Below are 13,304 nucleotides of genomic sequence, written 5' to 3' on the forward strand. Positions count from 1 at the left end.
GAACAGCAGAGGGGGACCGGACCGAGATGAGCGAGGTGGTGTTCAAACGGGGTCCGCGCGTCGCCGGTCCCGAAATGCCCGAGGGAAACCTCGAACTCGCCGAACCGCCGGTGCTGGGGGAACTCGCGACAGCCGATGTCAGCTCGCTGCTCACCTATCTGCCGATGGGGCTGGGTGGCGCGACGATGACGCTGATGTACTCCACCGGCAGCCGCGGCACCGGCAGCTACCTCATGTCCGGGATGATGGGCGCTTCCATGATGGCCATGGGCCTGGGACAGCTGGGCCGCAACGGCAGTCAGCGCAAATCCCAGATGCGCGCCGAGCGCCGGGACTACCTGCGCTACCTCGACCAGGTGCGCCGGCAGGCCCGGCAGGCCGCGGCGGCCCAGCGGGCGGCCGCGCACTTCGTTCACCCGCACCCGCACGACCTGTGGCGCCTGGCAGCCGGTCCGCGGACCTGGGAGCGCAGGCCCAGCCACGACGACTTCGCCGCCGTCCGGATCGGGCTCGGCACCCGGCGCGCCGCCCTGGAACTGGTGCCGCCGCAGACCAAGCCGGTCGAGGACCTCGAACCGCTCTGCGCGATCTCCCTGCGCCGCTTCCTCAACGCCTACCAGACCGTGAGCCATCTGCCCCTGCCCCTGCCCCTGCGCCGGTTCACCGCCGTGGAGTTCGCCGGGGACGGCGCGGCCGCACTCGGCCTGGCCCGCGCGATCATCGGACAACTCGCGGTCCTGCACTCGCCGGACGACCTGCGCATCGCCCTGCTCGCCGACGCGGAGGCCCGGGCCGAGTGGCAGTGGCTGAAGTGGCTGCCGCACAATGCGCATCCGACCGCGCAGGACGCGGTCGGGCCGCTGCGGCTGGCCGCCGCCGACGCCGGGCTACTGCTCGACCTGCTCGGTCCCGAGGTGAGCGACCGGCCGGAGCACGACCCGGACGCGGCGCCGAGCACCACCGAGCCGTTCGTCGTCGTCGTCGCGCAGGGGGTGCGCATCCCGGACGGCTCCCGGCTGCGCGGCGCCGGGCTGCGCAACGCGGTGCTGCTCGACCTCACCGGCGACATGCCCGGCGGACCCGCCGTGCTGCGGCTGACCAGCAGCGAGGGCCGACTGGAGTACCAGCGGGGCGCGGAGCAGGTCAGCGCCGACGCCGACGCGCTGAGCGCCGTCGAGGCCGACACCCTGGCCCGGGTGCTGGCACCCCTGCGTACCGCCGGCACGGTGGACGTGGACCGTCCGCTGGAGTCCGACTTCGAACTGACCACCCTGCTGGGCATCCGCGATCCGCGCCACTTCGAGGTGGCCGCGCTGTGGCGCCCCCGAAGCGTGCAGAGTGCCCGGCTGCGGGTGCCGATCGGAGTCTCCGCCGACGGCGAGGTCATCGAACTCGACCTCAAGGAGTCGGCGCAGGGCGGCATGGGGCCGCACGGCCTGCTGATCGGCGCCACCGGCTCCGGCAAGAGCGAACTGCTGCGAACCCTGGTCATCGGCTTGGCCGCCACCCACTCCTCCGAGGTGCTCAACTTCGTCCTGGTCGACTTCAAGGGCGGCGCGACGTTCCTCCACACCGACCGGCTCCCGCACACCGCGGCCGTGATCACCAACCTGGCCGACGAACTGCACCTCGTCGACCGCATGCGGGACTCGCTCGACGGCGAGATGGTCCGCCGCCAGGAACTGCTGCGGGAGAGCGGCTTCGCCTCACAGCTGGAGTACGAGAAGGCCAGGCTGGCCGGCGCACCGCTGTCCCCGCTGCCCTCGCTGCTCGTCATCGTCGACGAGTTCTCCGAACTGCTCGCCTCGAAGCCGGAGTTCGTCGATCTGTTCGTCTCCATCGGACGGCTCGGGCGCAGCCTCGGCGTCCATCTGCTGCTCGCCTCCCAGCGGCTGGACGAGGGCCGGATCAGCAAGGTCGAGGGACACCTCTCCTACCGGCTGGCGCTGCGCACGTTCTCCTCGATGGAGTCCCGCAGCGTGATCGGCGTCACCGCCGCGTACGAGCTGCCGTCGGCGCCCGGCAACGGCTACCTGAAGATCGACACGACCAACCTGGTCCGGTTCAAGGCCGCCTATGTCTCCGGCCCCGTGCGCGCGGTCACCGCCGAGCCGGAACCGGAGCGGGCCGCCCGGGAAGTACTCGCCTTCGACCTGAACCGGCGCCTGCCCGAACTGCCGCCCGAGGACGACGCCACGGTCCCGGATCCGAACGGCGGCACGGGCGGTGACCCCGCGGCGCCCGAGCAGGCCGAGAGCGACGAGCTCCTGCTGGAGGTGCTGGTGAACCGGCTGGAGAACGCCGGCCCGCCGGCCCGCCAGGTGTGGCTGCCGCCGCTGGCCGCCTCTCCCAGCCTCGACCAGATGCTCCCCGGCATCGTGCCCGACTCGGCCCGCGGTATGAACGCCATCGGACACCCGGCACTGGGCGCGCTGAAGGTACCGCTGGGCACCGTGGACCGCCCCCGCGAGCAGGTGCGCGAACTGCTGGAGGCCGACCTGTCCGGCGCCGCCGGACACGTGGGCATCGTCGGCGCCCCGCAGACCGGCAAGTCGACCCTGCTGCGCACGCTGATCCTCTCCCTGGCGCTCACCCACACGCCCGAGGAGATCCAGTTCTACTGCCTGGACTTCGGCGGCGGCGGCATCGTCTCGACCACCGGTCTGCCGCACATCGGCTCGCTGGCCACCCGGCTCGACCGCGACCGGGTCCAGCGCACCGTCGAGGAACTCTTCCAGCTCCTCGAACGCCGTGAGCGGACCTTCACCGAGCAGAGCCTGGAATCCATGGCCGCCTACCGCCGGCGACGAGCCGAGAGCACGATCGACGATCCGCACGGTGATGTGTTCCTGGTGGTCGACGGCTGGTCCACGCTGCGCCAGGACTTCGAGGACCTCGAAGCGCGCGTCTCCGAACTCGCCGCCCGCGGACTGGCCTTCGGTATCCATGTCATCGTCTCCGCCATGCGCTGGTCGGAGATCCGGCCACGGCTGCGCGACCTGCTCGGCACCAAGCTCGAACTGCGCCTGGGCGACGCCATGGAGTCCGAGGTCGGGGCCCGCACGGCCCGCTTGGTGCCGGAGCTGCCCGGCCGCGGCCTGACCAGCGCCGGCCAGCACTTCCTCGCCGCACTTCCCCGACTGGACAGCTCCTCGCGCACCGAGGACCTCACCGCCGCCACCAAGTCCGCCGTCGCCGAGATCGCCGCCTTCTGGCCCGGCCGGCCCGCCCCGCCGGTACGGCTGCTGCCCGCCGACCTCCCCGTCCGGCAGCTCCCCGCGCCCGACGGCGACCTGCGTGTCTGCATCGGCCTGGACGAACGCCGCCTCGAACCCGTCTGGCACGACTTCGACACCGTGCCGAACCTGATGGTCTTCGGCGACGGCTCCACCGGCAAGACCAACGCCCTGCGACTGGTCCTGAACGCCATCACCACCCGCTACCAGCCCACCCAGGCGAAGATCGTCCTCGCCGACCCGAACCGTGAACTGCTCACCTCCGTGCCCGACGAGTACCGGGTGGGCTACGCCGTGGAGTCCGAGGCCCTGACCGGCCTCGCGGCGAACACCGTGGTGTCCATGAACCAGCGGCTGCCCGGCCCGGACGTCACCCCCGAGCGGATCGCCCGGCGCGACTGGTGGAGCGGCCCGAGGGTGTTCGTGGTCGTCGACGACTACGACCTCTTCGCCGGCGGCGGCTTCGGTTCCCAGTCGCCCCTGGCCGCTCTCGTCCCGCTGCTGGCCCAAGGCCGCGCCATCGGCATGCACCTGATCATCGCGCGCAGCACCTCCGGCGCCATGCGGGCGACGAGCGACCCCGTCATCCGCCGGCTGTGGGAACTGGGCACACCGGCCCTGCTCTTCTCCTATCCCAAGGAGGAAGGCAAGTTCCTCGGCGAGGCCAAGCCCCGGACCCTGCCGCCGGGCCGCGCCCAACTCGTCACCCGCCGCGGCCTCGGACTCGTCCACACCGGGCACGTGCCCTCACCATGAGCGGGTCACTCGCCGCGCCGGACCATATCGCGCCGGACCACACCGCGCCGCTGGACCAGGGCACTCCTGTGTCACCGCGGTGAGTGCGTCCTCCGCCGTCCACGCCACCGCGGCCCACCCCTCCACCTCTCCTCTCCTCGCATCAGGAGCACCATGACCGCCGCCGCGTCCGCCTCACGCCCGCCGTTCGTCCCCGGCACAGGCGTCGTGCGGCTCACCGTCGAAGGACCTCGCGGCCGTGCCGACCTCGCCGTCCCGGTGGCCACGACCGTCTCCGCGCTGCTGCTCGCCCTCGGCCCGAAGCTGCCCGACGAGCAGGGCGACGGCTCCACCACCTGGACACTGCAACGCCTGGGCGAGGAACCGCTCGCCCCCGACGACACGCCGTACAGCGCGGGGCTGCGCCACGGCGAGGTGCTCCAGCTGCGGCCGGCCCACGACCCGCTGCCCGGCTTCGCCTTCGACGACGCGGCCGACGGGATCGCCCGGACCGTGCAGGGCCGGTCCGACCGGTGGCGGCCGGAGCTGACCCGCGCCATCACCCTCGTGGTGGCCTGCCTGGCTCTCGGCGGCCTGGCCGCGGCGGTACTGCGCACGGGCGCCGGCCGGGCACCGTCGGTGGTCGCCGGCTGTGTCGCCGTCCTGCTCGCCCTCGCCTGCGTCCAGGACCACCGGATCCCCCCGGACCGCGCCGCCCGGATCGTCGCCGGATCGGCGGCCTGCCTGTTCGCCGCGCTCGGCGGGATCACCGCTCTGCACGGTTCCGACGCCCTGCTGTCACCGGACCACGAGGATGTGCTCCTCGGCTCCGCCTACGCGGTGGTGATCGCCCTGCTGCTGTTCGGCGGTCGGCTGCCGGCCCTGCTGCCGGCCGCCGTCTGCACGGTCGCGGCCCTCTCCGCCGGCTGCGCGGGCCTGCTCATGGCACGCGACTGGACCGTGGCACAGGCCGTGGCCGTCGTGGCCGTCTCCGCCGTCCTCCTCGGCCACTGGATGCCGTGGATGGCGTTGCGGGCCGCCCGGCTGCGCGTGCCCCAACTGCCGCACGACAGCGAGGAGTTGCAGCGGGACATCGCCGCCGAGCCGGCGGAACGCATCGTCCGACGGGTCGCCGTCGCCGAGGTGTGGCTCGGCGTCACCGCGATCGGCACGGCCGCCGTCGCCACGGTGGCGAGCGGCCTGCTGGCGCACCAGGACGGCTGGAGCGCCACGACGCTGGCCGTCGTGCTCGGCGCAGCGATGCTGTTGCGCGCGTGGAGCCAGCTCGGGGCATGGCAGCGCGGTCCCAGCCTGGTCGGCGGGGCGGCGAGCCTGACACTGGTGGCGGTCTACGGGCCGGTAAGCCTGTTCTGGCACATCGCCTCGACCGTGCTGCTGCTCGCCGCCGCCGTCGCGCTGCTCAACGCGGCCCGCCGACCGCCGACGGCCCGTCTGCTGCCGGTGTGGGGACGGCTCGGCGAGATCCTGGAACTGGTCGTGGCCCTCGCCCTCCTTCCCCTGCTGCTGGAAGTGCTGGGTGCCTACGCCAGCGTCCGGTCGATGACCGGCTGAAGGGAACACCGCGACCGTGCAGACCCGTCGAGATCATCTCCAGGCCTACCGCTTCGCCACCGGCAGACTCGCCTCCGCCCTGGTCACCGGGGACATCCGGACCGGCGCCGGCCCCCTGCACCGCGCCCGTCTCGGGGCGGTGTTCGGCATCGTCCTGGCGGCGCTGCTCATCGGCGGCTTCGCGGTGTACGGACTGGTCAAGCCGCAGCCCGACGACTGGCGCGCCGCCGGGCCCTTCGTCGCCGAAAAGGAGAGCGGCACCCGCTACCTCTACACGGACGGCGTACTGCACCCGGTTCTCAACTACGCCTCCGCGCTGCTCGCACTCGGCAAGCCCGCTCAGCCGCACCAGGTCCCCCGCTCCGAGCTGAACGGCGTGCCCCGGGGCACGCCCCTCGGTATCGCCGGGGCCCCCGACGCCATCCCGTCGGCCGAGGACCTGCTCACGGGAGCCTGGTCGCAGTGCCTGCACCCCCGCCGGCCCGGTGACCTGGTCATCGACTTCCAGCCCGCCGGGCACGCCGCCACGGCGGTGCCCGCGGACGCGCACGTCCTGGTCGTCGATCCGCACGGCACCCACTACGTGGTCCTGCGCGACACCAAGTACCGCGTCCCCGACCGGGCCGCGCTGGTCGCGCTGGGCCTGGACACCGACGACCCGGTGACGGCCCCCGCGGCCTGGCTCGCCGACCTGCCCACGGGCCCCGCCCTGACCCCCGCCACCGTTCCCGGCAGCGGCTCAGCCGGGCCGCGTGTCGCCGGGCGCGCGACACACACGGGCGACCTGCTCCGTACCGGCGTCGCCGGTGGCGTCCACTTCTACGTCCTGCGGGGCGACGGCGTAGCCCCGGTCACCGCCACCGAGGCGGCCCTGCTCTCCGCCGGCCACGGCCAGCCGCGTGAGGTGACCCCCGACGCCGTCGCCGCCCTGCCGGAGTCGGCCGACCGCTCCCTGCTCACCCGGCTCCCCGACGTCGTGCGCACCCGCGACGCGGGCACCGGCGCGGGCGCGCTCTGCCTGCGGCAGCGGATGCACGGCTCCACGCTGAACAGCGCGCTGGTGACGGAGAGCGGCACGGCCGCCGCCCACGGCTCCAGCATCCTGTTGCCCGCCGGAAGCGGGGTGCTCGCCACGCCACCGGCCCAGGGCGAGTCCACGTCCGCACAGCTGTACCTGATCACCGATCAGGGACGGAGATACCCGCTGGCCGACGACCGCGCAGCCACCGCACTCGGCTACGACTCCGCCGTCGCGCGGACGCTGCCACGCGTCCTGCTGGAGTCGATACCGGCAGGCCCGGCACTCGGCGGTACCGGCGTGACCGGGGGACAGCGGTGAGACTCGCCGCGGAACGGCCGCGCCGCCCCCTCGTGGCCCAGACCCTGAACAACGCCCTGCTGGTCCGTCCCCGCGCGGCGGCCGACGACCGGGCCCAGCTCTTCGCCCGTGGGCTGGCCCCGGACAGTCAGCACACCCTGGTGGTGCTGGATCTGCCCGCCGATCCCTCACCGGTGCTCCTGGAGTCGACGGCCCGGATACTGGAGCGGCGCGCGGGCACCTTCCGGCTGGTCCCGGGTCGCGGCTCCCGCTCCCAGACGGCGCGGCTGGCCCAGTGGCTCGCCGACCGGCTCGACATCGCGGTGCTGGCTCCCGACGGACACCAACTCGCCGCCGCGGGCGGCGCGCTCTTCATCCCCGCCGGCAACGGCCGCGGCTGGCTGCGTTACCAGCCTGGCCGTTCCGCCCTTCCCGACTCGCAGCGCTTCCCCAAGCCGCAGTGGGAGTTCTTCGTCCCCGACGCGCCCGTCCCCGTCGGGCTGCACGCTCTCGCCGAACCGATTCCCGGCGGTGTGTGGCTTCGCCCCAGAGACGACAGCGGACTTGAACTCCCTCGGCAGGTGCTGGCCGACCGGATCGTCGCCGACCCCGACCTCGCCGCCGTGGTGCTCGGCGTACCGGGCGGTCCGGCGCTGTCGCTGACGGACATCGCCGCCTTCTGGCGCGCCCAGGTGCCCACCGGTCGCCGGCAGATGCTTTTCGTGCCCTACGGACCGGTCGACGTGCCCCCCGGCACCGTGCTCGGCCGGGTACTCGCCGAGCTGCTCGACCACGAGATCGTGCTGAGCAACGGCTTCCCGGCCGTCGGCGACGCCGGCACCGTACCGGAGGTGCACACTCTGGGCCCGGACGGCCGGCTCGGATGGCGGCCGTACGCGGGCGAACTCGCCTACACCCCCGGGGTTGCGGCGCCCATTCCACGCCGAGCCCGCAGCCCGTTGCCGGGACTGCAGCCGCTCGGCCGGGGCGCGTATCAGTACGCGCCCGACGCCGTGGTCGAGATCGTGCAGTCCGGCCTGTGGGTACGCCCGCCCCACGATCCGCCCGGCGCGGACACCGTGCGGGCCTCGCCGGCGGACCCCGCCCACGCCGCCGTCCTCTTCGACGAGAGCACCCCCTCCGTCGCGACCCGACTGCGCGCCCTCGCCCATGAAATCCTGGAGCGCCTGCCGATGGCCGAACGCCTGCGCAGTGTCGTACTGCCCGCCGGTTACGCGATCGGCGCCGGACGACGGCCCAGCGGACGGGCCGTGGTGCCGGCCGCCTCTCCGGCAGAGCCCGCCCCGGCCACGACCGGCCCCAGGCCGGTCGCCGCACCGCACGCGAACGTTTCGCCACGGGCGGTCGAAGAGCTTCCCGTACTTCCGCGGCGGATCCCGGGGGCCGGGAAACACCCCGGCAAGGACCGGGACCTCCAGGACCCGTCGCCCGCGGGCCCGCGGGCGGCGGATCCCGCGGATGCCGACGCCGCGGCACTCCGCGCCTTGCCACCGGGCACGACGGCGCGCGGTCCGGCGGGGCCGGGAACGACCGGCAGCACTGACGGCGCTGCGCGGGCAACGGCGGGGCCGGACGAGGCCGGTGCCGCCTCCTACGCGGCGGCCGTGCGGTCGGCGCCGCCCAATCCGTCCGCCGGTGAGCCGGTTCGGGCGCCGGACGCCGCTCCGGAACCGGCCGCGGGCCTGCCCGCTCCCGCGGGGACCGGGGACGCGCCGGCCGCGTACGCCCCCGACGCGACGCCGGCCGCGGAGCACACGCCGCGTGCCGGAGCGGCGGACGAGCGGGACCCGGCCGGGCCGGGCTCACCGGCGGGCACGGGCAGTCCGGGCCCTGTCCGGCCGGGGCCCGCCCTGCGGATCCGTCTGGAGTCCGCGCCGTCAGCCGTTCCCGCCGCCCCCGCCGTGAACCGGACCGCGCAGGCGGCCGACGGCGACGAGAACCGCGACCAGGCCGCCGCCCCCACCACGACCGGTCCGCTGGCCGGCGTCCCGGCTTCCGCCGCTCCCGCCGCGACCGGTCCGCTGGCCGGCGTCCCGGCTTCCGCCGCTCCCGGCCCTACGGAGACGTCATCCGGCGACACGGTGTCCGCGACGACCTCCCCCTCGGCCGACGCTCCGGGGGTACGGGTCCAGCCGGTACCCGCGCCCGGCGCGAGGATCGCGCTGGCTCCGGCACAGGATCTCGACCGGGAACGCTCGTGGCTGCGCCGGGCGGGCGGCACCCGGTACGAGGAGGCCGCGGGCTTCGTGGCCCGCGTGATGTCGCAGAACCCCGGACTGCGCGGTGTCTCCAAGGCGACGGCGAAGGCCGCCCTCAACGATTTGACCGCCGTCCGCCTGTACCTGTCGGCCGGCCCCAGCGAACAGGTGGACGACGCGGTACGCGGCGCCGGCATCGGACCGCATGTGCCGCTGGCCCGCTGTATGGCGGCAGGGCTGCGGCGGCTGCCCTCCTACCGAGGGGTGGCACTGCTGCGGGCCGCGCTCTCCGACGCGGAACTGGCCTGGTACGAGGAGGCGGCCCGGCAGGGCGGCCCGGTCACCGAATGGGGATTCTGCAGCGCGCTCACCACCGCCAGGCCCGGCCTTCCCGGTGACACCGACATCCTGCTCTGGTCGCTGACCGCCCGTCGCACCGCTCTGCTGCAGCCGGAACTGCCCGACCGGGTGATCTTCCTGCCGGGCACCGCTTTCAAGGTGCTGCGGGCCACCAGTGGCGAGGGGCGCCGGGTGGTGCTGCTCCGGGAGCTGACCGAACCGGAACTGGCCGCGTCCTCCGACGACCCGGCCGAGCGCGGGAGGCTGGACGATCTCGCGTCCACCGGGCTGGAGTCCGCCGACGAGGCCGTGCGGGCGGCCGCGGGCGCGGGCGACGGCCGCCGGGCGCAACCGGTGCCCGAGCAGTTCACGACCGCGTTCACCAACCCGCCCGGTCTGATCGTCTCGTCACCACCGCATGAATCCGCGATCCCGACACAGCAGCCCCCCCGGGGCGAGGAGACACCACGGTGAGACGACAGACGCTGACCGTTTCACCGGACCGGCCGGGTGCCTACCGCACCATCTCGCAGGCGCTGGCCGACGCCCGCGACGGGGCCCTGGTCCTCCTCGACCCAGGGCGTTACGAGGAGTCGCTCCTCATCACCCGGGCCATCACCCTGAGCGCCGACGCCACCGCGGCCGGCGAGGTACGGGTGCACGCCGGCGAGGGCAGCACCGTCACGGTGGAGGCCGAGGCCGTCCAGCTGACCGGTCTGATCCTGTCGGGCGATGACCCGGACGCCCCCGTCCTCGAGGTCCGGCAGGGACAGGCGGCCCTCGACGGCTGCTCGGTGACCGGTCACGCCTGGGCCGCCGTACTCGCCTGGAACCAGGGACGGCTGGCGGTCCGAGACTGCCGCATGACCAACACCCTCGGCGCGGGCATCGTCGTGACCTCGCCGGAGGCCGGCACGGTGGAGAACACGACCGTCACCGACACCGGTTCCTCCGCCGTCGTGGTCGCCGAACGGGGCCGGCTCACCCTCCGCGACTGCGACCTGACGGGCGCCCGCGGCAACGGCGTGTGCGTCAACGGCCAAGGGAACGCGCTGGTGGAGAAGACCAGGATCTCCCGGACCGCCAAGCCCGCGGTGGTGGTGGAACAGGAGGCGCGCGCGGAGCTGATCGGGCTCGCCGTCACCGGCAGCGAGATGTGCGACGCCTACCTGACCAGCAGCGGCAAAGTCACCGTCAGCGACAGTACGTTCACCGGGTCCGCGGGCCCCGCGGTGCACATCGGCACCGGCGCGGCGCCGGTACTGCGCGGTGTGGTGGTCAGCGACGCGGCGGGCCACGGGCTGCGGGTGACGGACGGCGCCAAGGTCCGCGCGGACGACTGCGAGATCGCCCGGACACCGCTGGGCGTAGTGGTGGAGGACGGCGGCGCGGCGGTCTTCGGCGGCCTGACGGTCCGCGGCGCCGCCCAGGCCGCGGTCGTCACCGGAGCCGAGGCCACCGCCGAGTTCGAACGGCTGACGGTCACCGGGGGGACCGGCGGGCTGCGCGCGCTGGACGGGGCCCGTCTCACCGTCCGCGGCGGTGAGATCACCACCAGCGACGGGGACGGCCTGGAAGTGGCCGGGGGCAGCAGCGGCCAGGTGTCCGAGCTGCTGTTGCGGGCCGTGGGAGGCTGTGGCATCTCCGTCATCGGCGCCTCCTCGGTGACCGTCGACTCCGCCACCCTGCGCGACTGCGGCACCGGCGCGGTGGTCGGCGCCGAGAGCGAACTGACCATGCGGGACAGCGAGGTCGGCGACGCCACCGCCGACGGGATCAGGGTGCGCGAGGGTGCCACCGCCGAGGTCACAGGCTGCCGGGTGCACGGAGCCGGCGGCCACGGAGTGGTCGTCGAGCCGTCGGCGCGTGTGGCGCTCAGCCACTGCACCGTCATGGACAACGCGGGGGACGGCGTCCGCTGTGTCCTGGGCGAACCCGTCACGGTCGAGGACTGTGAGGTCGTGGGCAACGCCGGCACGGACCTGAACCGTACGCGCCCCGGCGACCGGCCCGCCGCCGCTCCGCGGCCGAACTCCGGCGCGCGGACGACCGCCTCGGCCGCCCGGCGCGAAGGATCCCCGGGGCAGGACGCCCCGTCCGGCGAGGACATGAGCCCGACCGGCACCGGGCCGTTGGCGGAACTCGACGCCCTGGTGGGCCTGGAGAGTGTCAAACGCGAGGTCAACGGCCTGATCAACCTCAACAAGATGGCGCAACGCCGAGCGGAGATGGGGCTGCCCATGCCTCCCATCAGCCGCCACCTGATCTTCGCGGGACCGCCCGGCACCGGAAAGACCACCGTGGCCAGGCTGTACGGCGCAGTCCTCGCCGAACTGGGCATCCTCGCCAAGGGTCACAGCGTGGAGGTGGCCCGCGCCGACCTGGTCGCACAGATCATCGGCGGTACCGCCATCAAGACCACCGAGGTCTTCCAACGCGCGCTGGGCGGCGTGCTGTTCATCGACGAGGCCTACACCCTGACCAACCAGTCCAAGGGCACCGGCCCCGACTTCGGCCAGGAGGCCGTCGAGACGCTGATGAAGCTGATGGAGGACCACCGGGACGACATCGTCGTCATCGTCGCCGGCTACTCCCAGCAGATGGAGCAGTTCCTGGCCTCCAACCCGGGACTGGCCTCCCGTTTCGCGCGCACGGTCGAGTTCCCCAACTACTCCGTGGACGAACTCGTCACCATCGTCCGCAACCTGTGCGACAAGCACTACTACGAGCTGGGAGACGACGCCCTCGACGCGCTGACCCAGTACTTCGAGCAGGTGCCCAAGGGGCCGACCTTCGGCAACGGCCGGGTCGCCCGGCAGATCTTCGAGACCATGATCAGCAGACAGGCGTCCCGCCTCGCCGACCGGCCGCCGGCCCGCAACAGCGAACTGAGCCGTCTGACGGCCGAGGACATCGAGAAGGCACCGGAGCCGGAGGACGACGACAAGCTCCACGCCCCGCCCGCCTCACCGCTGCCGGCCGCCCGGCACCCCGGCCGGGCAGCCGTGTCCGTACCTTCGGCACAGCCCCTCGAGACCCTGACCGGCCTCGACGACGTCAAAGCCGCCCTGTCCCGGCGGTTGACCGACCTCGCCGCGCTGGGCCGTTCCGGTGGGGAGGTGCGGGGTATGGCGAACGTGGTGCTCGCCGGAGAGCGCGGCAGCGGACGGCAGGCGGTGGCGGGTCTGTACGCCCGGTGTCTCGCTGAGAACGGCTTTCTTCCGCACGGCGCCATGCGCGCGGAAGCACTCTCGCAGTTCCCCGCCCGCACGCCCCGACAGGCGACGGCGTGGACGGAAGCGATGTTCCGGGCGGCGGCGGGCGGGGTGCTCCTGCTGGAGCTGGACGACATGTTCGACACCTTGCCCCCGCCGTACCGAGCGGCGATCGCCGACGCGGTCGCGGTGGGCGCGCAGGCCGCCGGACCGGACACCGCCATGGTCCTGACCGGCACCGACAGCCGGCTGCTGGCCCTTCTGCGCGGCCACGGCGACCTCACCCGCTGCTTCGCCGAGTACCTGCGCCTGCGCCCCTACGGCGTCCCGGAGATCACGGAGTTGGTCTGCCGCCGCCTGCGCGACCTCGGTCACGTCGTCGGGGAGGACGTGCGTCAGGAACTCGACACGGTGCTCGCCGCCGGTTTCCCCGGCTTCGGAGCCTATGGAGCGCACCGGTTCGCCGACCTCGTCGAAGCACACTGCAACGGGCTCACGGTAGAGCCCAAGGACGTACGCGCGGCGGCGGGCGCGGCGAGTACGGCAGGGGACCGATAAGACCCATTCATGGGAACGACCGGACACCGAGGGCAGTGGATTCTCGGCATCGACTCGACGGATCCTCAGTATGGAGACAGGAACGAAGTGACTGGCAATCGGCGAGCGATCT

5 protein-coding genes are annotated in these 13,304 nt (G+C 73.7%); all 5 read left to right on the forward strand.

Going from position 1 to position 13,304, the window contains the following annotated elements; all coding sequences use genetic code 11:
• The first annotated feature begins 26 nt into the window (after positions 1 to 26).
• The 5 genes from eccCa to OHB00_RS40555 all read left to right on the forward strand — a co-directional run bounded on the left by eccCa (position 27) and on the right by OHB00_RS40555 (position 13,192).
• Entirely contained in the window at positions 27 to 3,992 is a 3,966-nt protein-coding gene (gene eccCa / locus OHB00_RS40535) for a type VII secretion protein EccCa (RefSeq protein WP_406442568.1), read from the forward strand.
• A 153-nt stretch (positions 3,993 to 4,145) separates the two neighbouring features.
• Complete coding sequence (gene eccD / locus OHB00_RS40540; RefSeq protein WP_406442570.1) at positions 4,146 to 5,543, forward strand: type VII secretion integral membrane protein EccD; 1,398 nt, start codon at positions 4,146 to 4,148, stop codon at positions 5,541 to 5,543.
• A 16-nt stretch (positions 5,544 to 5,559) separates the two neighbouring features.
• Positions 5,560 to 6,882 carry a type VII secretion protein EccB gene (gene eccB / locus OHB00_RS40545; protein WP_406442572.1) on the forward strand — a complete coding sequence of 441 codons (1,323 nt, stop codon included), beginning with the start codon at positions 5,560 to 5,562 and terminating at the stop codon, positions 6,880 to 6,882.
• Positions 6,879 to 9,893 carry a hypothetical protein gene (locus OHB00_RS40550; RefSeq protein ID WP_406442573.1) on the forward strand — a complete coding sequence of 1,005 codons (3,015 nt, stop codon included), beginning with the start codon at positions 6,879 to 6,881 and terminating at the stop codon, positions 9,891 to 9,893. The genes eccB and OHB00_RS40550 overlap by 4 nt, the downstream gene beginning before the upstream one ends.
• The gene (locus OHB00_RS40555) at positions 9,890 to 13,192 is read left to right on the forward strand and encodes a right-handed parallel beta-helix repeat-containing protein (RefSeq protein WP_406442575.1); all 3,303 of its coding nucleotides are present in this window, start codon (positions 9,890 to 9,892) and stop codon (positions 13,190 to 13,192) included. The genes OHB00_RS40550 and OHB00_RS40555 overlap by 4 nt, the downstream gene beginning before the upstream one ends.
• The last annotated feature ends 112 nt before the right edge of the window (positions 13,193 to 13,304 follow it).

The organism is Streptomyces sp. NBC_00631 (genome assembly GCF_045206895.1).
In the GTDB taxonomy this organism is placed as follows: domain Bacteria; phylum Actinomycetota; class Actinomycetes; order Streptomycetales; family Streptomycetaceae; genus Streptomyces.

Bases quoted from the DNA above. Each gene is read 5' to 3' on its own strand.
- eccCa (WP_406442568.1), top strand. From the start codon at position 27: ATGAGCGAGGTGGTGTTCAAACGGGGTCCGCGCGTCGCCGGTCCCGAA.
- eccD (WP_406442570.1), top strand. From the start codon at position 4,146: ATGACCGCCGCCGCGTCCGCCTCACGCCCGCCGTTCGTCCCCGGCACA.